This window comes from Chromobacterium sp. IIBBL 290-4, assembly GCF_024207115.1.
Taxonomy (GTDB): Bacteria; Pseudomonadota; Gammaproteobacteria; order Burkholderiales; family Chromobacteriaceae; genus Chromobacterium.
Window position 1 is genome coordinate 96,665 of sequence record NZ_CP100128.1, and the last position, 26,632, is coordinate 123,296.

At 63.6% G+C, this 26,632-nt stretch carries 22 protein-coding genes; 10 read left to right on the top strand and 12 right to left on the bottom strand.

Annotated elements, in window-relative coordinates:
• Positions 1-60 precede the first annotated feature (60 nt).
• From NKT35_RS00430 to NKT35_RS00445, 4 genes are all read left to right on the top strand, one after another.
• Positions 61-795, top strand: a complete 735-nt coding sequence (locus tag NKT35_RS00430) for a dienelactone hydrolase family protein (protein ID WP_254297841.1) — start codon at positions 61-63, stop codon at positions 793-795.
• 54 nt (positions 796-849) lie between these two features.
• Positions 850-1,641, top strand: a complete 792-nt coding sequence (locus NKT35_RS00435) for an SAM-dependent methyltransferase (RefSeq protein ID WP_254297842.1) — start codon at positions 850-852, stop codon at positions 1,639-1,641.
• Between the two features lie 156 nt (positions 1,642-1,797).
• Positions 1,798-2,007, top strand: coding sequence for a hypothetical protein (locus tag NKT35_RS00440; protein WP_254297843.1), 210 nt, complete (start codon positions 1,798-1,800; stop codon positions 2,005-2,007).
• A gap of 63 nt (positions 2,008-2,070) precedes the next feature.
• Positions 2,071-2,745, top strand: a complete 675-nt coding sequence (locus NKT35_RS00445) for a transaldolase family protein (protein ID WP_254297844.1) — start codon at positions 2,071-2,073, stop codon at positions 2,743-2,745.
• Between the two features lie 18 nt (positions 2,746-2,763).
• On the opposite strand, the gene NKT35_RS00450 is transcribed toward NKT35_RS00445, so the two are convergent.
• Both NKT35_RS00450 and NKT35_RS00455 read right to left on the bottom strand, forming a co-directional pair.
• On the bottom strand, positions 2,764-3,876 hold the full coding sequence (locus NKT35_RS00450) for a response regulator (protein ID WP_254297845.1): 1,113 nt from the start codon (positions 3,874-3,876) through the stop codon (positions 2,764-2,766).
• A gap of 25 nt (positions 3,877-3,901) precedes the next feature.
• On the bottom strand, positions 3,902-8,041 hold the full coding sequence (locus NKT35_RS00455) for a response regulator (protein WP_254297846.1): 4,140 nt from the start codon (positions 8,039-8,041) through the stop codon (positions 3,902-3,904).
• 148 nt (positions 8,042-8,189) lie between these two features.
• Between NKT35_RS00455 and NKT35_RS00460 the strand changes: the two genes are divergently transcribed.
• Positions 8,190-8,558, top strand: coding sequence for a nuclear transport factor 2 family protein (locus tag NKT35_RS00460; RefSeq protein ID WP_254297847.1), 369 nt, complete (start codon positions 8,190-8,192; stop codon positions 8,556-8,558).
• 620 nt (positions 8,559-9,178) lie between these two features.
• Here the strand turns inward: NKT35_RS00460 and NKT35_RS00465 are convergent.
• The 10 genes from NKT35_RS00465 to rimP form a co-directional block, all read right to left on the bottom strand.
• On the bottom strand, positions 9,179-9,400 hold the full coding sequence (locus NKT35_RS00465; RefSeq protein WP_254297848.1) for a hypothetical protein: 222 nt from the start codon (positions 9,398-9,400) through the stop codon (positions 9,179-9,181).
• A 182-nt stretch (positions 9,401-9,582) separates the two neighbouring features.
• The gene (locus NKT35_RS00470) at positions 9,583-10,062 is read right to left on the bottom strand and encodes a hypothetical protein (RefSeq protein WP_254297849.1); all 480 of its coding nucleotides are present in this window, start codon (positions 10,060-10,062) and stop codon (positions 9,583-9,585) included.
• Positions 10,063-10,072: 10 nt separating this feature from the next.
• Positions 10,073-10,543: a hypothetical protein gene (locus tag NKT35_RS00475; protein WP_254297850.1), complete on the bottom strand. Its 471-nt coding sequence runs from the start codon at positions 10,541-10,543 to the stop codon at positions 10,073-10,075.
• Positions 10,544-10,621: 78 nt separating this feature from the next.
• The gene (pnp, locus tag NKT35_RS00480) at positions 10,622-12,766 is read right to left on the bottom strand and encodes a polyribonucleotide nucleotidyltransferase (protein WP_254297851.1); all 2,145 of its coding nucleotides are present in this window, start codon (positions 12,764-12,766) and stop codon (positions 10,622-10,624) included.
• Positions 12,767-12,962: 196 nt separating this feature from the next.
• Positions 12,963-13,232: a 30S ribosomal protein S15 gene (gene rpsO, locus NKT35_RS00485; protein WP_103902444.1), complete on the bottom strand. Its 270-nt coding sequence runs from the start codon at positions 13,230-13,232 to the stop codon at positions 12,963-12,965.
• A 92-nt stretch (positions 13,233-13,324) separates the two neighbouring features.
• Positions 13,325-14,245, bottom strand: coding sequence for a tRNA pseudouridine(55) synthase TruB (gene truB, locus NKT35_RS00490; RefSeq protein WP_254297852.1), 921 nt, complete (start codon positions 14,243-14,245; stop codon positions 13,325-13,327).
• Complete coding sequence (rbfA, locus tag NKT35_RS00495) at positions 14,242-14,661, bottom strand: 30S ribosome-binding factor RbfA (RefSeq protein ID WP_254297853.1); 420 nt, start codon at positions 14,659-14,661, stop codon at positions 14,242-14,244. The genes truB and rbfA overlap by 4 nt, the downstream gene beginning before the upstream one ends.
• A 168-nt stretch (positions 14,662-14,829) precedes the next feature.
• Positions 14,830-17,769 (bottom strand): translation initiation factor IF-2, encoded by a 2,940-nt coding sequence (gene infB / locus NKT35_RS00500; protein WP_254297854.1) that lies wholly within the window; start codon positions 17,767-17,769, stop codon positions 14,830-14,832.
• A 39-nt stretch (positions 17,770-17,808) separates the two neighbouring features.
• Positions 17,809-19,287 (bottom strand): transcription termination factor NusA, encoded by a 1,479-nt coding sequence (nusA, locus tag NKT35_RS00505; protein ID WP_254297855.1) that lies wholly within the window; start codon positions 19,285-19,287, stop codon positions 17,809-17,811.
• A gap of 50 nt (positions 19,288-19,337) precedes the next feature.
• Positions 19,338-19,763 (bottom strand): ribosome maturation factor RimP, encoded by a 426-nt coding sequence (gene rimP / locus NKT35_RS00510; protein WP_254297856.1) that lies wholly within the window; start codon positions 19,761-19,763, stop codon positions 19,338-19,340.
• Between the two features lie 307 nt (positions 19,764-20,070).
• Between rimP and NKT35_RS00515 the strand changes: the two genes are divergently transcribed.
• The 5 genes from NKT35_RS00515 (at position 20,071) to NKT35_RS00535 (ending at position 26,631) form a co-directional block, all read left to right on the top strand.
• Positions 20,071-21,750 carry a long-chain-fatty-acid--CoA ligase gene (locus NKT35_RS00515; protein WP_254297857.1) on the top strand — a complete coding sequence of 560 codons (1,680 nt, stop codon included), beginning with the start codon at positions 20,071-20,073 and terminating at the stop codon, positions 21,748-21,750.
• A 111-nt stretch (positions 21,751-21,861) separates the two neighbouring features.
• Entirely contained in the window at positions 21,862-22,992 is a 1,131-nt protein-coding gene (locus tag NKT35_RS00520; RefSeq protein WP_254297858.1) for a PilT/PilU family type 4a pilus ATPase, read from the top strand.
• An 8-nt stretch (positions 22,993-23,000) separates the two neighbouring features.
• A complete protein-coding gene (locus tag NKT35_RS00525) occupies positions 23,001-23,351 on the top strand; it encodes an arsenate reductase (RefSeq protein ID WP_254297859.1) in 351 nt (116 codons plus the stop codon).
• Positions 23,348-24,478, top strand: coding sequence for a succinyl-diaminopimelate desuccinylase (gene dapE / locus NKT35_RS00530; RefSeq protein ID WP_254297860.1), 1,131 nt, complete (start codon positions 23,348-23,350; stop codon positions 24,476-24,478). The genes NKT35_RS00525 and dapE overlap by 4 nt, the downstream gene beginning before the upstream one ends.
• 266 nt (positions 24,479-24,744) lie before the next feature.
• Positions 24,745-26,631: an SPFH domain-containing protein gene (locus tag NKT35_RS00535; protein WP_254297861.1), complete on the top strand. Its 1,887-nt coding sequence runs from the start codon at positions 24,745-24,747 to the stop codon at positions 26,629-26,631.
• Position 26,632: the final 1 nt, after the last annotated feature.

Consider the following 26,632-nt stretch of genomic DNA (forward strand, 5'->3'; position numbering starts at 1 on the left):
TCCCGTCTTGCCTCCGGGACAGGACGGGCCGACAATTTGGCAAACCCTGGATTGGCCGCCATGCACACCACCATTCTCTCCCGCCGCGCCGCCATGGACTCAGCCTGGATCTGCCTGCCCGCAGGCTGGCTAGGTCAAGCCATCTGGCAAGGCCGGCTGTCGGATCTGCCAAGCCTGGCGCTGGCCGCCGCTCAGCCGCTATTGCTGTTTCTGCACGGCTCCTCCGGCCTGAATGAACAAACCCGGCAATATCAGGACTGGCTGGCGGAAAGCCTCGGCCTGGCGTCGATCGCGCCGGACAGTTTCGCCCAAGCCGAGCGGCCGGTTTACCGCAGCCCCGCCGCGGTTGGCGAATACGAGGCCGTGCACGATCTGCGCCAGCAAGAAATCGCCGCGGCGCTGGCCTGTTTGAAAACGCTGGCCTGGGTGGATGACGAAAAAATCATCCTCGCCGGCAGCAGCGAAGGCGGCGTGGCGGCCGCGCGCTGGCCGGGGCGGGAGTTCGCCGCCCGCATCGTTTACAGCTGGCCTTGCGAAGACAATTACTTTGTCGAAACGGCGAACAACGGTTTCGGCGCCGATTGCCGCTTGTTGAACATCCTGTCCGACCACGACCCCTTCTTCGCGGCGGACAGCGCATTCAACCAGGGACGAAACGTGGATGGCGACAGCCGCAAAGCGCTGGCGGGCATGCGGCATGCCCGGCTGGCGCGACTGCCCGACGCGCCGCACACCCTCTACAATCTGCCGGCGGCGCGGCGCTTGGCCGCCGACTTCCTCCAGCCGCTGCTCTGAACCCAAGCCAAGCCCAAGCCATCGGAATGGAAGGCGCTGCAAGAGCGCCTGGGCTTGCCCCAGGACGAACTTCAACGGTGGCGATGGGAGGCTGCGGATGCGCGGCTGCAAGCTCGCTATCTGGACGTGTACAAGCAAGCCATGCTGGCCATGCCCAGACAAGGCCCGGGCAGCCCCGCGTTCACCCAGGCCAGGATAGATCAGGTTTTGCGCCGCCTGCGCCCGCAGCGGGTGTTGGAGGTCGCCTGCGGCAACGGCGAAACCGCCTTGCTGCTGGCCAAGCGCACCGATGCGCAAATCATCGCCACCGATCTGCATGCGCCCTTTATCGACAAACTCCGCCGCGCCGCGAAGCGCCAAGGTTTAAACCACCTGGAAACCCGTTGCATAGGCATGGACGCGCTGGACTATCCGCCCGCCAGTTTCGACCTGATCTGGGCGGAGGGCTGCGCCCACCTGATAGGCGTGGAACGCGCCCTGGGCCTCTGGCGGCCCTTGTTGAGCGCAGATGGCTTGCTTTTCCTCAGCGAGCCGGTCTGGCTGACTGGCGCCCCTTCCGCCGCCGCGCGCACGTTCTGGCACGGCAACCACCCCGGCATGCTCGGCCGGGATGAACGTGAATCCGGCTTCATGCAGGCAGGCTGGCGGATGCTGGAACGATCGCTATTGCCTGCAGCGGCTTGGCGCCGCTACTACGCGCAATTGGAGCGCGTGGCCGCCGAACTGGCCGCGCGATACGGCGCCCATCATCCCGCGCTGGCGGATATTGCCGGCGAAGCCGCGCTGTATCGAGCGCATGGCCAGGAGTATGGACTGGCATGCTGGCTGCTTGCCGCTGCTCGATGAGCGTTCCTCAAACAACCCCCTCCAGCGCTCCCGGCAGGACATGCCCCAGCCGCGTCCCCATTCATGCCATTTGAATTGCTATTTGCCTAAATCCGGCATCCCGCTCAAAATATGCCTGTCGACATATTCCCTAAAGCCGCGCCCACGGAGAACATCATGCCCCCCGTTGAACATGCGTCCAAATCCAAGGCGCCATGGCATCTCGCGCTCGCCTCCGCGCCCGAGCTCTTGTTCTGGATCGCGCTGCTGGGCCTGGGCGGCGCGGCCGCCGGCTGGGTTTTCATCGGCGCGGGCTCGCTGCTCCTGCTCGCCCTGCCTCTTGTTGTCTTTTGGTACAGCCATAACAGCAGGTCGGCCAAGCGTTAGCCGCGGTACAATGCCGACAGCCTCGGCACTCCCGCCGCAACCCGCCGTTTTGGAATCCTCATCATGCAAATCTGGCTGGACACCATCGATCTCAATCTGATTCGCCACGCCCGCTCGCTTGGCATCTTGGCCGGCGTCACCACCAACCCGTCCATTTTGAGTTCGGCCGAGCGGCCGATAGAGGCCATCGCGGAGTCCATACTCGATACGCAGCAGGGGCCGCTGGCGATGCAAGTCACCCGCGCCGACCTGGACGGCATATTGGCGCAAGCCAGAAACCTCGCCAGCCGGAGCTCGCGCATCGTCGTCAAGATTCCGGCCATCGGCGATGGCTTCCGGGCCATGGCGATTTTGGAAAAAGAAGGCATCCCCACGCTGGCCACCACCATCTTCGAGGCCAGGCAGATCGTGCTGGCAGGGCTGATAGGCGCGCACTACGCCGCGCCTTATCTCAACCGCATCGAACAATCAGGCGGCGACATCGCCAAGCTGCTGGAGCAGTCGCAGCAGGCCCTGCAGCGCGCCGGCAGCCGAACCGAGATACTGGGCGCGGCGATCAAGACCCAGGAACAATTCATGCAATGCGCCTCGCGCGGCATCCATGCCGTCACCCTGCCGCCGGGGCTCTATCAGCAGCTGTTCGCCTCCACCCCGGAGATAGACGGCTGTTTGCAGCGCTTCGCGCAAGCCTGGGAAAGCAATCGCCAGGCCTGCGGCAGCGAGTGGTTTCAGGTCTGAGCCGGCGGGCCGGACGGCCTAAGGCGCCTCCTGCTCTTGCTTGAGCTCATGCAGATACGCCGACAAATCCAGGCCATCCTGGTAGAGCTCGGCGATCTGCCCCGCCGTCCCGCGCATCAGCTCGGCGATCTGCGTTTCCTGATGCGCGCTCAGGCCTATGTGCAAAAACAGTTTCTCCACCTTCGCGATCATCTCCTCCATGATCGCCTCGGTCTGCCTATTGTTTTCCTCATAGCGGCGCTGGACCAACTCCAACACGGCGACCGCCCGCTCCACCACCTGCCGGCGCGCTTGAGAGGCTGTCAGCAGGCTTTCCGTGCCCAAAGAAGCCAGCCGGGATACGCAGCCGTCCAGCATCAGCGCCAGATTGTCGCGCAAGCGCCCCACTCGATCGCTGTCCTGCCGGGGCAGGTTTTTCACCAACAAGGTGATTCCGCTGTCGTTTAACGCGCATTGCCCGCCCAGCTGCACGATTTTGTCTCCGCCCGCCAAATGGCCCAGCACATCGATCTCCACCTGGCTGATCGGTTCGCTCGTGCTGCGATATTGCGCGCCCTCCCCCTGCCGGATCATGATGCAGCCTTCCAGGCCGTACTCGACGCAGCCCTCCAGCAACAGCTCCGCCAATTGGGCGCTCCCCTTGCAATCAAAACTGCGCCGCAGCACCTGCATCACCACGCCCAGCTCGCCGTTGGCCACCATCGCGCCCATCGCCGTCTGCATCGCCGACTGCATATCGGACTCGTGCTGCCGCCGTTGACTGGCCTGGCTCAGGGCATGCGCCACCTTGGCCTGGATATCGGCCGGCCGGGCGGGCTTGCCGATGAAATCGCTGCCGCCGCAGTCATAGGCCTCCAGTTGGTCCTTCAAGGAGATTTCCGATGAGAGAAACACCACCGGAACATGCTCTCCGCCCGGCAGCTCCCGCAACTGGCGGCAGGCATCAAAACCAGACAATCCTGGCATCAGGATATCCATCAGCACCAGTTCGGCGGGCTCGCGGGCGAATTCGGCCAGCGCCTGTTCGCCGCTGTCCGCCTCCCGCACCACGTACTGCCCCTGCAGCGAGGCCGCCGGCAACACCCGCGCAGTCGGGTCGTCATCGACGATCAGAATACGAGCAAGCTCCATAACTTTCCCCTTCTGGAAAAGGTTGCTAGGCATCCGGCGCCTGGTCGATCAAGGGCGTGGCGAACAGGCTGCGAACCAGATGCTGCAAATCCTGAAACTCTTTTTTCACTCGACAAAATTGGTCACGATCCAATACGCCGTCATTTCTCGCATGATTCAATGCCTCAGTGAGCACCGCTGTCAATGGCGCCGCGCCCAAAGACCCGGCAACCCCTTTCATTCTATGCAAGGCCTTGACAAGCTCGTCCGCCCGCTCCAATAGACAAGCCTGCTGCAAGTGTTCGATATCGTCCGCATGATGGGCGGCGAAGCTCTTGAATAAGGATTCGATCACCAGGGCGTCGCCATCGGTCAGCTCCAGCAGTCTAGCCCAATCCACCTCCCGCGCCTGCGCCAGCCTCCCCAGCATGGGATGGGCTTGCCAGCCCGCCGCTTCGACTCTCGCGACGCCGCCCGCCAGATCCTCCGCGGCCAACTGGCCATGCTTGCCGATCACCGCCAGCAAGGAGGCGATATCGATGGGTTTGGCGACGAAGTCGCTCATCCCGGCCTGCAGGCAGCGCTTTCTGTCCTCGGCGAACACGCTGGCCGTCAGCGCGATGATGGGAATCTGCAAACTATAAGGCGGGCTGCGCAAAAGACGCGTGGCATCCAGCCCATCCAGCACCGGCATTTGCACGTCCATCAGGATCAAGTCGTACTTTTCCGTCTGGCATTTGCGCAACGCCTCCTCCCCGCTCTGCGCGGCATCCACAACCATGCCGTGAGACTTCAACAACTGCGCCAACAGGTCCAGATTCAGCTCGATATCGTCCACCGCCAGAATCCGCAGGGCTGGCAATTTGGCCGTGGGCGCCACGACGCTCGCGGCTGGCGGTTCGGCCTGGGCCGCCTGCGTCAAAATCGGGGGCATGGGCAATTCAAACCAGAAGCAACTGCCCAAGCCATAATCGCTATTGACGCCGATCCGTCCCCCCATCGCCTCCACGAGCGCCCGGCACAAGGCCAAGCCCAATCCGGTGCCGCCATATTTGCGGGTGATGGAGTCATCGGCCTGCACAAAGGGCTGAAACAAGTCCGCGATCTGCGCTTCGCTCAAGCCTATGCCGCTATCCTGAACTTCAAAGCGCAACAGCCTCTCTCCAGAATCGGCGACGCGCTCCCCGGCGCACAGGCAAATCGCGCCCGCATGCGTGAACTTGGCGGCATTGCTGGCCAGATTGCTCAAAATCTGGGTCAGCCTCACCTTGTCCGCCTCAATAACCTCCGGCAGGCCCGGCGCCAGCAAAACGCGCACGCTGACAGGCTTGCCGCCGATTTTGTCCTGGGTCAGCTTGGCGGCAAAATCCATCAGGCCGGCCAGATCGACCGCCACCCGCTCCAGCGCCAGCTTGCCGGACTCGAATTTGGAATAGTCCAGGATGTCGTTGATCAACTCGAGCAGATGCTTGGCTGCCGCGTCAATGGTTTGGGCATAATCCCGCGCCTCGGATGCGGCCAGTTCCTCCATCAACAGCTGGGAAAAGCCTATCACCGCATTGAGCGGCGTGCGGATTTCATGGCTCATCATCGCCAGAAACTGGCTCTTCGCCCGCATCGCCGCCTCCGCCTGCTCCTTGGCCTGGGTCAGCGCCTGGGTGCGGGCGTCCACCAGCATTTCCAGATTGGAACGATATAAAGCCAACTCCTGATTCGCCCGGTTGATCTCGGTGGTGTCTTCAATAAAGAAAAGATAGCTGGATACCTGGCCGGAAGCCTCTTGCAAAGGCGATGCCTGAATCTGCCACTCCCGCCACTCCTGACGGCTTCGCCTTACCCGCATGGGCGTCGTCCAGCTCTCGCTCTCAGGCCGGTCCCCGGCGCGCAAGCGCATCGCCTCGTCAAAAATGGACAGCTTGGCATTTTCCAGCACGGTCTCCTCCGGCCAGCCACCCTGCTTCCGGAAAGCGGCATTGCAAAAGATGATGTTGCCGCGCAAATCGGTAATCACCACCCCGACCGTGCTTTGCTCCAGCGCCATGGACAACTGGCGGGTCAAGTGCTTCTGGCGCTCGATTTCGCTCTGATCGCGCGCGAAAACCACGACATGCTCGCGCCCTTCGCAATCGCATTTGGCCAAAGCGATTTCCACCGGCACCGGCGTCCCGCTCTTGTTGACGAAGAATATTTTCCGCCCGGCCCCCATCGGCCTCCCGGCTGACGCGCTGGCGAGGAATTGCGCGCGCCAGACGCCATGCTCCGCCCGGAAACCGTCTGGCACCAGGCTTTCAACCCTCATCGCCAACAACTCCGCCCTGGCATAGCCGAATATTTCGGCAGCCTCTTCCCTGGCGTCGACGATGCGCCCCGACGCATCCACCAGCAACATGCCGTCTGGGGCGATATCCAGCAGATGGCGCGCCTTGATGCGCAGCATGCCGGCCTCTGCTCCTGCTGCGCCATCCTGCAGGCACCCAGCAATTTGGCTGTCCAGGCGCAGCGCGCCTTGCGCGTCCCGCTCTGCGACCGTCTCCACGCCGCACCAACGCCACGCGCCGGAAAGGGTTTGGTTCCCCAAGAACAATTTCCGGCCGTCAAGCGAGGGCAGGTCCTCCCGCAGCAAGCATGAGCCGGCCTCCGGCCAAACCGCCATCATGCGCTTGCCGCAATGCTCGCCATCGTCTCTATCATCCAGCGCGGCCAATATCGCCTCCGCCTCGGCATCCACTATCGCCTTGCCCTCAGCGCCGCCCTGGGCCATCCGCCCCGCGCTTTGCGTTACGTCCGCCACCCAGGACGCATCAAGCAAGCGTCCAGCGTCGCAGCAGGCCGTTTCCGCCAGCAAGTCCGCCAGCCGACCGGCCAAGCGCAGCAAAAAGCCGTCCCAAGCCCGGCAATGCCCGGCAGGCCGTCCCCGCGGGGCAGGCGCCGCCACACCGCCGCTCGTTTGAAACCATTGCCGCCACGCTCGTCCCCCGCTCTCTTGGCTCGCCCTGGCGTCGGCCTCGCCGCGCAACAGGCATAAGCAAGCCTCCTCCGCGCGGATGCTCAGCACGCCGGCGATAGCGTCATCCTGTCGATCCGGTTCGGCGCCAAACAAAGCATCCGTCACGGATACCTTCGCCATCTGGGCCTCGCTCCAGCGCTCCACTCCGCTCAAGGCGTTTCTGTTCAACACATGCCCGCCGGCGGCCAAACGCCGCTCTCTCTGGCGCAAAAACACGGCATCGGCATCGAATACCCGCAGCAGCCAGGGTGCCAGAAAGCGCCAGGCCTGCGCCAAGCCCCCCGCCTTCTCCACCCACTGCCTGACCTCCCGCCAATCCCGCTCCAGCCCTTGCAAGGCCGCCTGCCATTGCGCCTCATCCCTGTCCGCCAGCGCCGACATATGGCTGTCCGCCAGTTCGCGCGCGCGCATCAACTGGCGCAACCTGGGCTGGCAAGGCTCAAGCGATGATGCCAGCACGCAGCCCCAGGCCCGGTCATTCAGGAATAAAGGCAAGGTCAGGCACGCGCGCGCATCGGCAGCGCAAGGGAAGGGAAAATCGTCCGGCTCCGCGCCGCGCAAAAAGCCGCAGGAGACGTCGGCCTCGCTCGCGCCCGGCATGGCCAACAAGGGAATGGGAGACGACATCCGGTCCGCCACCAGACGCCAGGGAAGATGCCGCGCCAGATCGATGGCGGCCGCCCCTCGCCAAGCCCCCAAATAGCTGTCGCGTAGAGAGAGCGCCCGCAACTCGGCCTCGACCCACACGCCGTCTTCGGCGTCGAGCCGGCAGTAAATGAACCGCTGAAATGGCAAGATCGCCGCCAATCGCGACAACAAGGCTTCGGCCTCCAGCCCATTTTCATTCGGATAAGCCAGCTGCTCCAGCCCTTCGGGATAAGATTGCCGCGCGGGCAACCACTCCACGAGCGTAATCCCTTCTTGCCGCCAGATCGCCACATCGGCGGGGCCATTGCCATCCCAATACCCATCCGGCAAAAACACCGCGCCCTGCGGTCTTTTGGAATCGATGCGGCCGGAGACAAAGGAAAAATCAAAAGGCTTGCCCAGCCAGCTGTCCGGCGCTTCGCCGAGCGTCTCATGAAGATTGGCGGAAACATGGGTCACCCTGCCCGAGCTATCCAGCAGCGCGCATACGCCATAGGCTTGCATCTGAGCCGTTGGAACCGGTTCTCTCACATTTCCCTCGGGCTTGGGTGGATCGGCATCGACATGCATCCATTATAGGAAACCACAAGGGTGTTACACCGATGCCATGATGCCGGGACAATCCGCCGGCCTCGATATATAGTCGGAATAATATGAACCCATCGCAAGGCGCGCCTTCATGTCCGATATCCTGACGGTATTGCTTGAACAAGAAACCATGGTCTGGCAGGCGTTGCGGGATGGCGACGCGCAAGCAGATCAACGCTGCCTGGCTGACGAATTCCTGGGCGTATACGCCAGCGGCTTCAGCGACAAGGCCGGCCACGCCGCGCAATTGGCCAATGGCCCCACCGTGGCATTTTTCCAGTTAAGCCAAGCCCGCGCCATCCATCTGGGGCCGGACTGCTGGCTGCTCAGCTACCTGGCCGAATGGCGGCGCCCCGGGCAAAGCGCTGCCCAGCGCACGCTGATCAGCTCGATCTGGAAGCAAGAGGAAACATGGCGGAACCTTTTCAGCCAGGACACGGATATGGCGACAAATGCCTGAACGGCGCATCCGCTCCCGCTCCAGATCAAGACTGGATTTTTATCCAAATTTAATGCGCCGGTTGCGAATTTGGATACGGAATTGATGGCCGCAACCTTACAGTGACAGCGTCGGCATTCGACATTCACAAGGGGTTTTCCATGTACGCTATCGACCAGCAATCTGGGCTGCCTCCCGAACCGGAGCCTGGAAGTCGTCATTCCCTGCTGCACTTCCTCACGCACGAGCGCCGCTGCTGGCGCCGACTGGCCTACTGGCTAAAGCAGTTCAACTGCGAATCCGCTCCCCCCCCTCGCTGCTACGCCTGGCGAGCCGCCCCCGAAGACAAAGAAGACCAAGCGGACCGATCCTGCGAATCGCATGGCTGAAACAGCCTGCGGCGGCGAGGAGAATCAGGCTTCGCTCCTCGCCCGAAGACTTCCACCCTCTGCTCCATGAAGGCGTATTGCCATCGCTTCCAACCTGCCGCATCGCCGCCGCGCGCCCGGCGCATGAAACAGCCCGATGGGCGCGATCACAAATACAGCAGACCCGCTTGCCGCGCAAACAAACCGGGCATGGCGCCTGCACACTTGCCATGGCAGGCACGCAGGCTTGATCGACACGCCTAGGCGCGCCGATTACATGCCGTCCCTGAGCGGCCCCGGCGGCAGATACGCCTGGAGCCGCTGCAGAGCCAAAGTGCCCGCCACCAGAAACAGCAAAGCCGCCAGACTCCACTTCAGCCACTTGAAGCGCCAAGTGATCAACCACGCGATCAGGCAAGCAATACTGGCGAGATAGGGCAAGAATTGCGCAAACAGCGAGATGACTCCGTAGTACTGCGGCAGTTTCGGATTCATATAGCCTATGCCTATCCAAAACAGGACAAAACCGTAAAAGCCCCAACCGAATGCGACGCAAAACAGCGTAAGCAAAATACGCAGCGCCAGCCCTCGCCCCTCGACACAAGCCTTTTCCGCACCTTCCGACGACATTCACACCTCACCTTCAACACAAGCCATCCGCGCGGGCGGGCGGGCCTTCAAACAACATCAGACCGCTCATCCCCATCGTTTAAAATCGCGCTGCCCGCCAGGCAGGCCCCGCCAAGGAATAGGCAAATCATCGATGTCGCAATCAGAAAGAGATTCACCTCGCCGCAACGGCCGCACACGCTGGACAAGGTTTCCGGCCGCCAATGCGCCAAAGGCGCAAAGCTCAAGCCGCGCGCGACCAGCAGCGCGCCCGCCAAACCTAACACCGCGCGTTCGCCGGTCAGCCGCGCCATCCATCCCGCCCGGGAAAAGGCATAAGCCGCGATCAAGGACAAACAGGCCGCGATGATTACGCAAGTGACGGCGGGATACCAATGGCCCATCTCCGCCATCGCCACCAACTCGGCAGGCGCGCCAAAGTAGGCATACCAGGCGGGGCCACCCGCAATAATCGCCAAGTGCAAAACTGCGCCGATTGCTGCGACGACGCCGGCAAGCTCCACCCAGCGCTGAACTGGTTTTGTCATCACCCGCCTCTCATTTCCATCCATGCGGCGTACGGTGTCCCAGCGGCCGAGCTTGTCCGTGGACATGAGCCATCCCGAGCAAATAGCCCAGTCCCGCGACTAGCCAGACCACAGCGGCGGCGATCTCGAAAACGCTGATCAACTCCGGACGCCAAACAAACAGGGGCACCACCAGCACGGCCCTAAGCGAAGCGGCCGCGCCGATGGCGCCCAGCCCCAACCGAAGCAAGGGCAGCCGCGGCAAACGTCCCAGCGCGGAATAGGCATAGGCCGCGCACAAGGCCATCGCTCCCGCGATCAAGACCGCGCCGACCGGCGCCAGCCAAGTGCCCTGTTCCGCCGAGCGCACCATCTCGAGAGGCGCGCCAAAAAAGCGATACCACCGCGGCCCGGCCGGCAAGGCCGCCAAATGAATGGACGCGCCGATCAAGGCGATGCCCGCCGCCAGATGCAGCCAAGCTCTCGCCAGCTTGCCTCCCATTGCCCATGCTCCGCCCAAAAAAATACCCCCATCATAACGATGGGGGCATCTGCGTGACAACTGCGGGCGAAGGCTGGCTTATTGCGCCTTCAGGCCGAAGGAGTCAGCGGTTTCCTTGGCGGTCTTCGCTTCTTCTTCCAGCAGGGCCTTGATGGACAGGCGGATGCGGCCGCGGTCGTCCATTTCGATGGCCTTGACCTTGACGATCTGGCCTTCCTTCAGGTAGTCGGACACATTCTTGATGCGCTCGTTGGCGATCTGCGAGATGTGAACCAGACCATCCTTGCCCGGCAGGATGGAAACGATGGCGCCGACATTGTTGTCGAGGATCTTGACCACGGTGCCTTCGTACACCTTGCCCACTTCCACTTCAACGGTGATCTCTTCGATGCGCTTCTTGGCCGCTTCCGCGCCCTCGTTGCTCACCGAAGCGATGGTGATGGTGCCGTCTTCTTCGATGTTGATCTCGCAGCCGGTGTCCTTGGTGATGGAGCGGATGGTTTCGCCGCCCTTGCCGATCACGTCGCGGATCTTTTCCGGATTGATCTTCATCACGTACAGGCGCGGCGCGTGGGCGGACAGCTCTTGCGGACCATCCACGGCTTCCTTCATCAGGCCCAGGATGTGCAGACGGCCTTCCTTGGCCTGTTCCAGCGCAACCTGCATGATCTCCTTGGTGATGCCCTGGATCTTGATGTCCATCTGCAGGGCGGTGATGCCGCCGGCGGTGCCGGCCACCTTGAAGTCCATGTCGCCCAGGTGATCTTCATCGCCCAGGATGTCGGTCAGCACGGCGAAACGGTTGCCTTCCAGGATCAGACCCATGGCGATACCGGCCACGTGGGCCTTCAGCGGCACGCCGGCCGACAGCAGCGACAGGCAGCCGCCGCACACCGAAGCCATCGACGAAGAGCCGTTGGATTCAGTGATTTCGGACACCACGCGCATGGAGTAGCCGAATTCGGTTTCCGGCGGCAGCACCGCTACCAGCGCGCGCTTGGCCAGGCGGCCGTGGCCGATTTCGCGGCGCTTCGGCGGGCCCATGCGGCCGGCTTCGCCGGTGGAGTACGGCGGGAAGTTGTAATGCAGCATGAAGCGCTCGGTGTACTCGCCGGCCAGCGCGTCGATGATCTGCTCGTCTTGCTTGGTGCCCAGCGTGGTCACCACCATGGCTTGGGTCTCGCCGCGGGTGAACAGCGCGGAACCGTGGGTGCGCGGCAGCACATTGCTGCGGATGCTGATCGGGCGCACGGTGCGGGTGTCGCGGCCGTCGATGCGCGCTTCGCCTGCCAGGATCTGGCCGCGGACGATTTCCGCTTCCAGGCCCTTGAAGATGCCCTTGATCTCGTTGGCCTTCAGGGTGTCGGTGTCTTCGTTGATCAGGCCGGCCTTGACCGCGTCCCAAGCTTCATTGATGGCGACGGTGCGGGCTTGCTTCTGGCGCAGGCGGAAGGCTTCGGCCAGCTTCTCGCCGGCGATGCCGCGGATCTGCGCGATCAGCTCTTCGTTGGCGACCGGAGCGGCCCAGTCGAACATCACCGGGTTCACTTCGTCGGCCAGTTCGTTGATGGCCTGGATGGCGGCTTGCATCTGCTCGTGGCCGAACACCACGGCGCCCAGCATCACGGCTTCCGGCAGTTCCTTGGCTTCCGACTCCACCATCAGCACGGCGCGCTGGGTGCCGGCTACCACCAAGTCCATCTGCGAAGTTTGCAGTTCGGTCTTGGTCGGGTTCAGGATGTATTCGCCGTTGGCGTAGCCGACGCGGGCGGCGCCGATCGGGCCGGCGAACGGCAGGCCGGAAATGGCCAGAGCGGCGGAAGCGCCGATCATCGCCGGGATGTCGGAATCCACTTCAGGATTCAGCGACAGCACAGTGGCGACGATTTGCACGTCATGGTAGAAGCCTTCCGGGAACAGCGGGCGGATCGGACGGTCGATCAGGCGGCTGGTCAGCACTTCCTTCTCGGACTGCTTGCCTTCGCGCTTGAAGAAGCCGCCCGGGATCTTGCCGGCGGCGTAGGTGCGCTCCAGGTAGTCCACGGTCAGCGGGAAGAAGTCCTGGCCGGGCTTGACGGACTTGCCGCCCACCACGCTGACCATGACAACGGTGTCGTCAACCGACACAACTACGGAACCGGACGCCTGGCGGGCGATTTCACCGGTTTCCAGGGTAACGGTCTGACGGCCGAACTGGAACGATTTGGTGATTTTGTTGAACACGAGGGTTTCCCTATCTTTGGTTCAATAATAGAAATGCGCGAGCCGGAAAAAACAACGGGAACCCCTAAAAATTCTGACCGCTAGGTAGATCGGAATTTGTAGAGGCTCCCCCCGTTGTTACGACAATTTTAACTCGCACTGCTTTCGGTGTGAAAAAGTCGCAGCAAGCTGCGACTTTTTCAGAACCGGGTACCGATTACTTGCGCAGGCCCAGACGGGTGATCAGCGCGCGGTAAGCGTCAGCGTCGGTGCGCTTCAGGTAGTCCAGCAGACGGCGGCGACGGCTAACCAGCTTCAGCAGACCACGACGGCTGTGGTGGTCCTTGGTGTTGGCCTTGAAGTGCGGGGTCAGGTCGTTGATGCGTGCGGTCAGCAGGGCAACTTGAACTTCGGACGAACCAGTGTCGCCTTCAGCGCGTTGGAAGCCTTTAACGATTTCAGCTTTTTGAGCGGCGGTCATTGCCATTTGGATTACTCCGTTTCAATAGGGGTTTGAAAACCCGACAAGTGCGGCGAGCCGGACAACCCAACCCATTCCACACTCCGGTAGTTCGCGAATCAGGCCGGAGCCTGGTTCGCCAGGAGCCGGATCGGATGCAGGCGACCATCGCCGCGCGCCTCGCCCAGCCCCACGAATTTCCGGGACGATTGCTCGTAAACCCGGAAGCGCTGCATTTTCTCACACTTTTGTTCAAAACGCACGGGTTGGCCATGCAGAAACTTGCCGATCTCGCCTTCCGGCAGCTCCAGCTGCGGGAAATGCATCACCAGCACGTCGGCCGGCATCAGCAAGGCCTCCCGCGCCGGCATATCCAGCTGCTCCAGAGCCGCCAGGGCATGCGATTGCTCCAGGCTGAAACCGCCGGTGGCGGTGCGGCGCAATGCGGTCAGATGCGCGCCGCAACCCAGCGCTTCGCCGATGTCGCAACCCAAGGTACGGATATACGTGCCCTTGGTGCACAGCACCTCGATCTCGGCCGACACGCCGTCGAAAGACAGCAGCTCCAACTTGCGGATGGTGACCTGGCGCGCTTCGCGCGGCACTTCGATGCCGGCGCGGGCGTATTCGTACAGCGGCTTGCCCTGATGCTTCAGCGCGGAATACATCGGCGGCACCTGGCTGATTTCGCCGCGGAAGCGTTCCAGCATGGTTTCCAGCTGTTCGCGGCTGAAGCTGACCGGCCGCTCGGACACGACTTCGCCTTCCACGTCGCCGGTGGTGGTCACCACGCCGAATTTCACCGTGGCGCGGTAGCCCTTGTCGGCATCCAATAGATAAGACGAAAACTTGGTGGCCTCGCCCAGGCACACCGGCAGCAGGCCGGTGGCCAGCGGATCCAGCACGCCGGTATGGCCGGCCTTGGCGGCGTTCAGCAGCCAGCGCGCCTTTTGCAGCGCGTTGTTGCTGGAGATGTCGTAAGGCTTGTCGATCAGCAGCACGCCATCGATATGGCGGCGATTGCTGCGCGGCTTGCTCATTCAGCCTTGCCCTCGTCCTCGCCGGCCGGAGCGTCGGACGCGGTGCCGAATTTCTCGGCGTCTTCGCGCGCCACCTGGTTGATCAGGCTGGTCAGGTGCACGCCGCGCTCCACCGAGTCGTCATAGACGAAATGCAGCTGCGGCATGCTGAACATCTTGATGGCGCGGCCCAGTTCGTTGCGCAGGTAGCCGGCGGAGCTGTCCAGCGCCTCCTGGGTAGCTTCTCGGGTGCTGTCGACCATCACCGTGTAGTACACCTTGGCGTGCGAGTAGTCGCGGGTCACTTCCACCGCGGTGATGGTGATCCAGCCGGCGCGCGGATCCTTCAGGCCCTTGCGGGTCAGCTCCGCCAGCTCGCGCTGGATCTGCTCGGCTACGCGGTCCGAGCGGGAAAAACCTTTTTTGGCTTTGGCCATATCACTTCCAATTCTGTTGCAAACGCGGCCGATCCGGCCGCTAAGCCACGGGGCCCGCCCAAGCGCACGCGGCGGGCATGCGCTTGGACGGGCGTCGTGGCGGATACGAAAAAGGGCGAGCGCCCGCCGACCTTCCGGCCGACGCGACACCCGCCCCTGGCGTCCCGCTTACAGGGAACGCGCGACTTCCACGATCTCGAACGCTTCCAGCTGGTCGCCTTCCTGGATGTCGTTGAAGTTCTTCAGCATCAGGCCGCATTCGTAGCCCTGCTTCACTTCCTTCACGTCGTCCTTGAAGCGCTTCAGCGAGTCCAGTTCGCCGGTGTGGATCACCACGTGGTTGCGGATCAGACGGATCGAAGCAGAGCGCTTGATCATGCCGTCGGTCACCATACAACCCGCGATATTGCCCACCTTGGAAACCGTGATCACCTGACGGATCTCGACAGTACCCAGGATCTGCTCCTTCTTCTCCGGCGCCAGCATGCCGGACAGCGCGGCCTTCACCTCGTCCACAGCATCGTAAATGATGTTGTAGTAACGAATGTCGACGCCTTCGTTTTCCGCCAGCTTGCGGGCTGCCGCGTCGGCTCGGGTGTTGAAGCCGATCACGATGGCCTTGGAAGCGATCGCCAGGTTGACGTCGGATTCGCTGATGCCGCCCACGCCGGAGTGCAGGATACCCACGCGAACTTCTTCGGTGGACAGCTTCTGCAAGCTGCCGGCCAGCGCTTCGTACGAACCTTGCACGTCGGCCTTGATGATGATGGACAGGGTTTGCACCTCGCCTTCGGCCATCTGGGCGAACATGTTCTCCAGCTTGGCGGCCTGTTGCTTGGCCAGACGCACGTCGCGGAACTTGCCGGCGCGGAACAGGGCGATTTCACGCGCCTTCTTCTCGTCGGCCAGCGCCATCGCGTCTTCGCCGGCTTGCGGCACGTCGGACAGACCCAGGATTTCCACCGGGATGGCAGGACCGGCCGACTCGATGGCCTTGCCGTTCTCGTCCATCATGGCGCGGACGCGGCCGAATGCCGTGCCTGCCAATACCACGTCGCCCTTCTTCAGCGTGCCGGATTGAACCAGCAGCGTGGCGACCGGACCGCGGCCCTTGTCGAGGCGGGCCTCGACGATGATGCCCTTGGCCAGGCTGTCCACCGGCGCCTTCAGCTCCAGCACTTCGGCTTGCAGCAGGATGGCTTCCAGCAGCGCGTCGATGTTCAGGCCCATCTTGGCCGACACTTCGACGAACTGGGTATCGCCGCCCCAATCTTCCGGCACCACTTCATGCGCCACCAGTTCCTGGCGGATGCGCTCGACGTTGGCGCCCTGCTTGTCGATCTTGTTCACCGCCACCACCATCGGCACCTTGGCGGCCTTGGCGTGGTGGATCGCTTCGATCGTCTGCGGCATCACGCCGTCGTCGGCAGCCACCACCAGCACCACGATGTCGGTGGCCTTGGCGCCGCGGGCACGCATCGCGGTAAACGCTTCGTGACCCGGGGTATCCAGGAAGGTGATCATGCCGCGCGGGGTTTCCACGTGGTAGGCGCCGATGTGCTGGGTAATGCCGCCGGCTTCGCCCGCGGCGACCTTGGCGCGGCGGATGTAGTCCAGCAGCGAGGTCTTGCCGTGGTCGACGTGGCCCATCACGGTCACCACCGGGGAGCGCGGCTTCTCGACGACTTCCACCGTCTCGCCGCCGGTCACTTCCAGGTAGGCTTCCGGATCGTCCGCCTGAGCGGCCTTCGGCGTGTGGCCCATTTCTTCCACGACGATCATCGCGGTTTCCTGGTCCAGCACCTGGTTGATGGTGACCATCATGCCCATCTTCATCAGCGTCTTGATCACTTCCACGGCCTTGACGGCCATGCGGTGGGCCAATTCGGCCACGGTGATCGTTTCCGGCACCAGAACCTCATGCACGATGGGTTCGGTCGGCGCCTGGAAGGCATGCTGATTATTGCTTTGCTTGTTACGACCCTTGCCGCCGCGGGACTTCCAATCGCCACCGGCGTCGCCGCCGCGGGTCTTCAGACCGCCACGGCCCTTCTTGTTGTCGTCCCAGCGATCGCCGCCCTTCTTGTTGCCGCCGCCCTTCTTGGCGTCCGGACGGCCGGCGACGGTCGCCGGAATGGCCGGTGCGCCGGGCGTAGCGGACGGAGCAGGACGCGGGCCGCGATTATCGCCAGCCGGACGCGGACCGCGGTCGCCGGCGCCTGCCGGACGCGGACCACGGTTGTCGCCAGCCGGACGCGGGCCGCGATCGCCGGCGCCTGCCGGACGCGGACCACGGTTGTCGCCTGCCGGGCGCGGGCCGCGATCGCCGGCGCCTGCCGGGCGCGGACCACGGTTGTCGCCTGCCGGACGCGGGCCGCGATCACCAGTCGGCGCGCCGCGACGATCATCGCGACGATCGTCGCGGCGTTCTTCGCGCTTCGGTTCGGCTACTGGAGCCGGGGCCGGGGCGGGAGCAGGAGCGGGTTGCGAAGCGGCCAGCTTGGCGGCCTGGCGACGCTCTTCGCGCTCGATCTTTTCGCGCATCAGCGCTTCTTGACGGGCGCGGAAGGCGGCCTGGCGCTTTTCTTCCGCTTCGCGGGCGGCGATTTCTTCCGGCGACAGGATGGAGGCCACGGTGCGCGGCGCCGGCGCGGCGGCCGGCTTCGGCTCGGACTTGGCCTCTACCTTGGGTTCCGGCTTCGGCTCGGGCTTCGGTTCCGGCTTAGGCTCAGGCTTGGCCTCTACCTTCACTTCCGGCTTGGCCTCAACCTTAGGCGCGGCGACCGGCTCAGCCGGTTTGGCTGCTTCGGCGCGCGGCGCTTCTTCCGGGCGGGCCACCACGCGCTTCTTGCGGGTTTCCACGGTCACGGTGCCGCCGTCAGCCTTCTTCACCTCGGAAGTGGACTTGCGGGTCACGGTGATGCCTGCGTCTTCGCGGGCACCGCCATGCGAGCGCTTCAGATAGTCCAGAAGCTGGGACTTGTCTTGCGCCGACAGGGTGTCTTCCGGCGAGCGCTTGCTCACGCCGGCCGCCTTCAGCTGTTCCAGCAGGCGTTCCGGCGAGAGATTCATCTCGCTGGCAAATTGTTTTACATTCGTCAAAACCATGCGTCTTCCCAAATTCCGTAAATACTTCCCGAGAAAGCCTTACTGGTTGAACCAGTGTTCGCGCGCCTTCATGATGATGGCGCGTGCAGCTTCCGCTTCCATGCCGGTCATGTCCACCAGATCGTCAACGGCCAAGTCGGCCAGATCGTCGCGGGTGTTCACACCGCCAGCGGCCAGCTTGCGAACCAGCTCGGCATCCAGACCTTCCATGTCCTTCAAGTCGTCGGATACGTTCTCGACTTGCTCTTCGGACGCGATGGCCTGAGTCAGGAGCGCATCACGGGCGCGGCTACGCAGCTCGCCCACCAGCTCCTCGCTGAAGCCTTCGATTTCCAGCATTTCTTCCAGCGGCACATAGGCCACTTCTTCCAGCGCGGCGAAGCCTTCGCTCACCAGTTTGGCGGCGGTCTCTTCATCCACGCTCAAAGCGTTGACAAACAGTTGACGCAGCGCGGCGTCTTCGGCCTGGTGCTTCTCTTCCGCTTCGGTCACGGTCATGATGTTGAGGTACCAGCCGGTCAGCTCGGCGGCGAGCTTGACGTTCTGGCCGCTGCGACCGATGGCCAGCGCCAGCTGCTCTTCCTCGACGATCACGTCCATGCTGTGATTGTCTTCATCCACCATGATGCGACTGACTTCAGCCGGCGACAGGGCGTTGATGACGAACTGCGCCGGCTCCGGCGCCCACAGCACGATGTCCACGCGCTCGCCCGCCAGCTCCTGCGTGACGGCCTGAACGCGGGAACCGCGCATGCCGATGCAGGTGCCTTGCGGATCGATGCGGGCGTCGTTGGCCTTGACCGCGATCTTGGCGCGCATGCCGGCGTCGCGCACGGCGGCGCGGATCTCCAGCATGCCTTCGTCGATTTCCGGCACTTCAAGCTCGAACAGCTTGATCAGGAAGTCCGGCGAGGTGCGCGACAGAATCAGCTGCGGACCGCGGCCCTGGCGGTCGATGCGCAGCAGGAAGGCCTTCACGCGGTCGCCCACGCGCAGGTTTTCCTTCGGAATCATCTGATCGCGCGGCAGCACGGCTTCCAGCTTGCCGCACTCCACGATCGCGTTGCCGCGTTCGATGCGCTTGATGGTGCCGATCACCAGGTGCTCGCGGCGCTGCAGGAATTCATTCAGCAATTGCTCGCGCTCGGCGTCGCGGATGCGCTGCAGGATCACCTGCTTGGCGGTCTGCGCGCCGATGCGGCCGAACTCGACGGCTTCCATCTGTTCTTCGACGTAAGCGCCGGCCTCGATGCGCGGATCTTGCTCGCGCGCGTCGATCAGGCCGATTTCCTTGCTGTCGCACTCGACAAGCTCATCCGCCACCACCAACCAGCGGCGAAAGGTTTGATACTGACCGGTGTGGCGATCGATCTCGACGCGCACATCCATCTCGTCATCGGTAAACTTCTTTTTGGTTGCCGAAGCAAGCGCCATCTCAAGGGCGGAGAACACCACATCCTTGCTGACATTCTTTTCGCTCGCCAGGGCATCCACCAGCAACAAAATCTCGCGACTCATGCATTCCTCTCCGAATTTTGTCCTTTAACGCGGCCTAGTGCCAACCGACCTCAGAACTCAGGCTCCAGCCTGGCCTTGTCGATATTGGCAAACGGAATCGCCACGATGCGGCCATCCACATCCAGCTTCACGGAGCCCTCTTCGACCCCGGCGAGACGACCGGCAAACTTCTTCTGCTGCTCGATCGGCATCCGCGTCTTGATCTTGGCGAGCTGACCGGTAAAGCGGACAAAATCGGCTTCTTTCTTGAGAGGACGATCCAGGCCCGGCGAAGACACTTCCAGCCGCTCGTAATCCACGTTCTCGACCATGAACAGTCGAGTCAAGTGATTACTCACCAGCACGCAGTCCTCCACCGTGATCCCACCGGGCTTGTCGATAAATACGCGAAAACCGCCACCCGGGGTCATTTCAAAGTCGACCAACTCGTAGCCGAAACCCGACAGGGTGTTTTCCAGCAGCAAACGAACATCCATTGCTTTTTCCACAAATAAAAAATGGGCGAAACGCCCATCCCTAACCGCTGCGATTGTAACCTATTTCCGCAAAAAAGGAAACCCGCGCCCGCGGCGGATTTCCGGGCGGAGGAACGCCTATGCCGGACAATTTTTGCGAGACGATTTCAGTTACGGTACATTACCGCGAATCAAACCTTGGTTTGACCGCAGCGGCCATGCAAAAGACCGCCAGAAAAACGACTAAAAATAGCGAAATCCAACCCACGCCGCCCGGCGACGCAGGGCGGACGCTCGCTAAACCCGCACGACGGAGAAACCCGGATTTATGGATAAGGTGTGGCTTAAAAACTACCAGGCTGGGGTTGCCCACGAAATCGACATCAATCAGTTCCAGTCGGTCACCGAAGTTTTCGACCGCAGCGTCCAGAAGTTCAGCAACCGTCCCGCGATGGCCTGCATGGACAAGGTGCTGAGCTATGCGGAACTGGATGCGCTGAGCGGACAATTCGCCTCTTTCCTGCAGCATAAGCTTGGCCTGAAAAAGGGCGACCGCGTGGCGCTGATGATGCCCAATCTGCTGCAATACCCCATCGCGGTGTTCGGCACGCTGCGCGCCGGCGGCGTGGTGGTCAACGTCAACCCGCTGTACACGCCGCGCGAGCTGGAACACCAGCTGAAAGACGCCGGCGCGGAAACCATCGTCATCCTGGAAAATTTCGCCGGCGTGCTGGAACAAGTGCTGCCGCGCACCCAGGTGAAGAATGTCGTGATCGCCTCCATCGGCGACCTGCTGGGCTTCGCCAAGGGCATGCTGGTCAACTTCGTGGTGCGCAAAGTCAAGAAGATGGTGCCGCCGTGGCATATCCCCGGCCATATCCGCTTCAATGACGCGCTGGCCGCCGGCCGCGCCAAGCCTTATCAAAAGGTGCCGCTCGGCCATGCGGACATCGCCTTCCTGCAATACACCGGCGGCACCACCGGCGTGGCCAAGGGCGCGGAGCTGCTGCACAAGAACATCGTCGCCAATATGCTGCAGGCCAGCGCCTGGGTGAATACCCTGGTGCGCGAAGGCCAGGAGGTGATCGTCACCGCGCTGCCGCTGTATCACATCTTCTCGCTGACCGCCAACCTGATGGTGTTCACCGAGCTGGGCGCGCTGAACGTGCTGATCACCAATCCGCGCGACATCCCCGGCTTCGTCAAGGAGCTGCGCAAGTATCCGATCACCTGCATCACCGGCGTCAACACGCTGTTCAACGCGCTGGTCAACAACCCCGACTTCGCCAAGCTGGATTTCTCCACCTGGCGGCTGACCCTGGGCGGCGGCATGGCGGTGCAAAAAGCCGTGGCGGAAAAATGGAAGGCCGTCACCGGCGTGACGCTGGCCGAGGCCTACGGCCTGACCGAAACCAGCCCGGCCGCCTGCATCAACCCCATGGATCTGAAGGAATACAACGGCACCATCGGCTTGCCGATCTCCTCCACCGAGATCGAGATCCGCGACGCCGAAGGCAAGGCCGTGGCGCAGGGCGAGGCCGGCGAGCTGTGCATCCGCGGCCCGCAGGTGATGCGCGGCTACTGGCAACGCCCGGAGGAAACCGCCAAGGTGCTGGGCGCCGACGGCTTCCTGGCCACCGGCGACATGGCGGTGATCACCCCGGAAGGCTTCGTCAAGCTGGTGGACCGCAAGAAGGACATGATCCTGGTGTCCGGCTTCAACGTCTACCCCAATGAAATCGAAGACGTGATCGCCAGCCACCCCGGCGTGCTGGAAGTGGCCTGCATAGGCGTGCCTGACGAGAAATCCGGCGAGGTGGTCAAGGTCTTCATCGTCAAGAAAGACAGCGCGCTGACCGACAAAGACGTCATCCGCCATTGCCGCGAAAACCTCACCGGCTACAAGGTGCCCAAGCTGGTGGAGTTCCGCAGCGAGCTGCCCAAGACCAATGTCGGCAAAATCCTGCGCCGCGCGCTGCGCGACCAGGAAACCAGCAAACAGGCCTGAATCCAGCCTTAAGCCATGACGCCGCCCCGCCAGGGCGGCGTTTTCGTTTCCGCTCCGCCGCACCCGGCCGCGTCCTACACTGATAGACGAACACCATGCGCGGAGCGAACCATGCTGATGCTGCCCTTTTTCAAGCTGATGGCCGAGAAAAAAGCCAGCGACTTGTTCATGACCAGCTTCTCTCCGCCCATGCTCAAGCTGGACGGCGAGCTCACCCCGATCAACGACAAGCCCCTGACCGCCGACATGGTCAAACGGCTGGCTTACAGCCTGATGAGCGAGGAGGAAGCCGCCGCATTCGAGCGCGAACGCGAAATGAACCTCGGCCAGCCGGTGCCCGGCCTGGGCAGCTTCCGCGTCAATATCTTCTGGCAACGCGGCTCGGTGGGCATGGTGGTGCGCTACATCGTCCCCAGCATCCCCTCGCTGGAAGACCTGCAGCTGCCGACCAAGCTGGCCGATCTGATCGCGCTCAAGCGCGGGCTGATCCTGGTGGTGGGCTCCACCGGCTCCGGCAAAAGCTCCACCGTGGCGGCCATGCTGCAAACCCGCAACCAGACGATGAAAGGCCACATCCTGACGGTGGAAGATCCGATCGAATTCCTCTACCGCCACGACAAGTCCATCGTCAACCAGCGCGAAGTGGGCTTCGACACGCTGTCCTACGCCCGCGCGCTGAAAAACGCCATGCGCGAAGCGCCGGACGTGCTGATGATAGGCGAGATCCGCGATCCGGAAACCCTTACCCACGCCATCAACTACGCCCAGTCCGGCCATTTGTGCATTTCCACGCTGCACAGCAACAACAGCTACCACATGCTGAATCGGGTCATCAATTTCTTCCCGCCGGAAAACCGCAACTCGCTGCTGATGGACTTGTCTTCCTCTTTGCGCGCCGTCATTTCGCAACGCCTGGTGCCTACACTGGACAGCGGCCGCGCGCCGGCCATCGAGCTGATGATCAATACCCCACACATAGCGGAGTTGATTCGAACCGGAGAGATAGACAAAATCAAGGAAGCCATCGACAACAGCATGAGCGATGGCGCGCAAACCTTCGAACAGGCGCTGTTCCAATTGTACAAATCGGGACGGATCAGCCTGGACGAGGCGCTGAAAAACGCCGATTCGCCCACCAATCTGTACTGGCTGGTGAATCAGGCCAAAAGCGGCGGCGCGGAAAAACCCAAACCTGGCCCGGCCAACGCGGCCAGCTTCGACAGCATCAAACTGGATCTGTAACCCACCCGATGATTACTCTGTACGGCATCCCCAACTGCAGCACCGTCAAAAAAGCCCGCCAATGGCTGGCCGACAACGGTATCGACTACCACTTCCACGACTTCAAGAAACAAGGCATAGACGCCGAACGCCTGGCCGCCTGGACCGAGCAAGTGCCGCTGGCCAAGCTGGTGAACCGCCAGGGCACCACCTGGCGCGCGCTGCCTGACGAGAGCAAGGCCGCCGCCGACGCACCCTCAGGCGCCATCGCGCTGATGCAAGAGAAGCCCTCGGTGATCAAGCGCCCGGTGTTGGATCTGGACGGCAAGGTCGGCGTCGGCTTCTCAGAGGCCGACTGGGCGGAGCGTTTCGGCCTATGAGCGCGACGCTGGATCTGACCCGCGAGCTGATCCGCCGCGACTCCGTCACCCCGCGCGACCAGGGCTGCCAGGAGCTGATGATAGAGCGGCTGCAAGCCATAGGTTTCAAAGTGGAGAAGCTGCGCCATGGCGACGTGGACAACTTCTGGGCCCGCAGAGGCGACGCCGGCCCGGTGTTCTGCTTCGCCGGCCACACCGACGTGGTGCCCACCGGCCCCATCGAAAAATGGGACAGCCCGCCGTTCGAGCCGACGGTGCGGGGCGGCCTGCTGTATGGCCGCGGCGCCGCCGACATGAAGGCATCCCTGGCCGCCTTCGTCACCGCCTGCGAGCGCTTCGTCGGCGAGCACCCGGACCACAAGGGCTCGCTGGCGCTGCTGATCACCTCGGACGAGGAAGGGGTGGCGGTCGATGGCACCGTCAAGGTGGTGGACGCGCTGGAGGCGCGCGGCGAAAGCATAGACTACTGCATCGTCGGCGAACCCACCTCGGAACAAAGGCTGGGCGACACCATCAAGAACGGCCGCCGCGGTTCGCTGTCCGGCCGGCTGATCATCCACGGCATCCAGGGCCACATCGCCTACCCGCAGCTGGCGAAAAACCCCATCCACCTGATGGCGCCGGCGCTGGCGGAACTGGCGGCCACCCGCTGGGACGAGGGCAATGCCTTCTTCCCGCCCACCAGCTGGCAGGTGTCCAATATCCAGGCCGGCACCGGCGCCACCAACGTCATCCCCGGCCACTGCGAACTGCTGTTCAACTTCCGCTTCTCGCCGGAAAGCACGGCGGAAAGCCTGAAGGAGCGGGTGTATCAGATCCTGGACCATCACGGCCTCAGCTATGAGCTGCACTGGCAATTGTCCGGCCAGCCCTTCATCACGCCGCCCGGCGCGCTGACGGAAGCCTTGAGCGCGGCCATCGCCGCCGTGGCGGACGCCAAGGCCGAGCTCTCCACCACCGGCGGCACCTCGGACGGCCGCTTCATCAAACGCATCGCGCGCGAGCTGGTGGAGTTCGGCCCGATCAACGCCACCATACACAAGCTGAACGAATGCGTGGCGGTAGAGGACATCGAGCCCTTGTCCGAGATCTACTTCCGCACCTTGCAGGGCCTGCTGCGAAGCTAAGCCCCTCCCGCCCTGCATCGCCTTCAAGAAGGCGAGCGGGTGGTCCGGCAACCCTCCGACGCCGCGTCAGCGGCGTTTCTCTTTTCACATACCGCAACAAAGCCGGCCAGCGCGATGGCATGATCCGGAATATAAATAAAGGGACAAGAGCCGCTCCAAACCGAAAAACAATCTCCCAGACCGCCCTCTGCCATGCGCCGCCACCGCCTATCGCCTTCGGCGACTCGAATTTGCGCCACCCGCGACCGCCTGCGGGGGCCATCGCCATGACCGCGCCGCGCGCGGACGCCCCGCTCGCCCTCCGCGAAAAGCAGCTGGCCGCATGGGCGATGGGCGCGCTGGCGGCCGCCGCCGCGACCGGGCTTGCCGCCTTGGCCTACGGCGATCTGGCCGGCGAAATCTGGCAGACGCTCTGCGCCGCCATGGCTTTGCTGGCGGCGACCTTGCTATCCAGCCTCGCGCAAGCGCAAAAACGCCGCAAGCAGGCCGGCGAGCCGGCGCCCCGCTGGCTCGCCCATAGCGGGTTCGCCGCTATCCCTCAGCTGGGATCAGCCTTGTGGCGGCCCAAAACCGACAAAGCCTCCCCCTGGCTTAGACTGACAGGGCTGCGCGTCCGGCGCGCCATCGGCCGCAAGCTGGGCTGGGACCTCGCCTGGCTGGGCGTGGGCAGCCTCGCAGCGGCGCCGCTCGCCCTGCTGGCCTTGCCCGCCGCCCAACTCCCCGCGCAAGATAAGACCGCCGCCGCCCTGGCCGCGGCCGGCGGCTTCGCCGTCGCCTTCGCCTGCCTATTGCTGGAGAGGCTGCTGGCATCCAAGCCCGGCGACGCCGCGACGCAATCGCAGCGGGAGATGCTGCTTGCCCTGCTCCCCGCCGCCTTGCTGCCCGCGCTGCTGGCCCTGGCCACGCTGGACGGCACGGCATGGCCGGCGCGGCTGCGATTTCTCGCCCCCGCCTGGCTGGCCTTGCTAAGCCTGGAACAACTGCTGCGCGTCATCCGGGCAGGCTTTCTGCCTTATCGCCGCCGGCTGAATCGCCCTCCCCTCGCAGGCTGCCTGCTGGTTTCCGGCTTGCGCCGCCGCTTCGCGGCCGACAAAGCCTACCGTCTGCCGGAGCGCCCAGGGCTGCGGCTCAGGCAAAGCTGGGCGCTGGCTTTCGTCTGGCGCGCCGCGCCGGCCGCGGCGGGCTGCCTGTTATTGGCGGGCTGGCTGCTCAGCAGCTTGAAAATAGTGGCCTTCGATCAGCGCGGCGTCTACGAGCGCTTCGGCCAGCCCGCCGCCGTCTGGCAGCCAGGCCTGCACATCGGACTGCCCTGGCCGCTCGGCGACACGCGGCTGATTGAGAACGGCGCGATTCATCAAGTTTCCGCCGGCGGCACGGCGCGGAACGCCAGCGCCCAGGACAACGGCGACCGCTTATGGGACGGCGAGCATCCGGCCGAAACCATGCAACTGATCGCCAGCGGCAAGGGCAATCAGCAGACCACGCAATTGATGAGTCTGGATGTGCGCCTGGTCTACCGCCAGGGCCTGAGCGACCGGGATGCGCTGGCCAGTTATCGACAGGCTTCCCCGGACGAATTGCTGCGCGATGTCGCCAGCCAGACCTTGCTCGGCTATTTCGCAGGCCGCCAGTTGGACGAGCTGCTGGGCAACAGCCAGGCCGCCGCGGCCGCCGCGCTGCGACAGTCCATCCAGCGGCGGCTGGACCTGGCCGGCAGCGGACTGGAGCTGCTGGCCGTCGTGGTGCAGACCCTGCACCCGCCGGCCGGCGCCGCCCGCGCCTTCCACGCCGTGCAAGCCGCCCAGATCCAGGCCCAGGCGCGCGTCGCCCAAGAGCAGGGCCAGGCCATCCGCAGCCTCAGCGGCGCCCGCCAGGCGCAAACCGAGGCGCGGGCCGGCGCCCAAGCCGCCGCGGCTGAGAAACAGGCCGAGGCCAACGCCGCCGCCATCGCCTTCCAGGCTGATCGCGCCGCCAGCCAAGCCGGCGGCGCGGCTTTTCTGTACGAACGCTATCTGCACAATCTGAGCCATGGCCTGGCCTCGTCCCGCGCCATCATCATCGACCATCGGCTGGATGCCGCCGGCCTACCCGCCATCGATCTGCGCCGCAATGCCGGCGCGGCCGATGCGGCGGCCGGCCTGCCGCATCGCTGAG

Coding starts and splice junctions, on each gene's coding strand:
- NKT35_RS00525 (WP_254297859.1), top strand. CDS start 23,001: ATGATTACTCTGTACGGCATCCCCAACTGCAGCACCGTCAAAAAAGCC.
- NKT35_RS00450 (WP_254297845.1), bottom strand. CDS start 3,876: ATGGAGCTTGCTCGTATTCTGATCGTCGATGACGACCCGACTGCGCGG.
- rimP (WP_254297856.1), bottom strand. CDS start 19,763: ATGGATGTTCGTTTGCTGCTGGAAAACACCCTGTCGGGTTTCGGCTAC.
- rbfA (WP_254297853.1), bottom strand. CDS start 14,661: ATGGCCAAAGCCAAAAAAGGTTTTTCCCGCTCGGACCGCGTAGCCGAG.
- truB (WP_254297852.1), bottom strand. CDS start 14,245: ATGAGCAAGCCGCGCAGCAATCGCCGCCATATCGATGGCGTGCTGCTG.
- NKT35_RS00535 (WP_254297861.1), top strand. CDS start 24,745: ATGACCGCGCCGCGCGCGGACGCCCCGCTCGCCCTCCGCGAAAAGCAG.
- NKT35_RS00515 (WP_254297857.1), top strand. CDS start 20,071: ATGGATAAGGTGTGGCTTAAAAACTACCAGGCTGGGGTTGCCCACGAA.
- NKT35_RS00440 (WP_254297843.1), top strand. CDS start 1,798: ATGCCCCCCGTTGAACATGCGTCCAAATCCAAGGCGCCATGGCATCTC.
- NKT35_RS00475 (WP_254297850.1), bottom strand. CDS start 10,543: ATGGGAGGCAAGCTGGCGAGAGCTTGGCTGCATCTGGCGGCGGGCATC.
- NKT35_RS00445 (WP_254297844.1), top strand. CDS start 2,071: ATGCAAATCTGGCTGGACACCATCGATCTCAATCTGATTCGCCACGCC.
- infB (WP_254297854.1), bottom strand. CDS start 17,769: ATGGTTTTGACGAATGTAAAACAATTTGCCAGCGAGATGAATCTCTCG.
- NKT35_RS00460 (WP_254297847.1), top strand. CDS start 8,190: ATGTCCGATATCCTGACGGTATTGCTTGAACAAGAAACCATGGTCTGG.
- nusA (WP_254297855.1), bottom strand. CDS start 19,287: ATGAGTCGCGAGATTTTGTTGCTGGTGGATGCCCTGGCGAGCGAAAAG.
- NKT35_RS00465 (WP_254297848.1), bottom strand. CDS start 9,400: ATGAATCCGAAACTGCCGCAGTACTACGGAGTCATCTCGCTGTTTGCG.
- NKT35_RS00470 (WP_254297849.1), bottom strand. CDS start 10,062: ATGACAAAACCAGTTCAGCGCTGGGTGGAGCTTGCCGGCGTCGTCGCA.
- dapE (WP_254297860.1), top strand. CDS start 23,348: ATGAGCGCGACGCTGGATCTGACCCGCGAGCTGATCCGCCGCGACTCC.
- rpsO (WP_103902444.1), bottom strand. CDS start 13,232: ATGGCAATGACCGCCGCTCAAAAAGCTGAAATCGTTAAAGGCTTCCAA.
- NKT35_RS00430 (WP_254297841.1), top strand. CDS start 61: ATGCACACCACCATTCTCTCCCGCCGCGCCGCCATGGACTCAGCCTGG.
- NKT35_RS00520 (WP_254297858.1), top strand. CDS start 21,862: ATGCTGATGCTGCCCTTTTTCAAGCTGATGGCCGAGAAAAAAGCCAGC.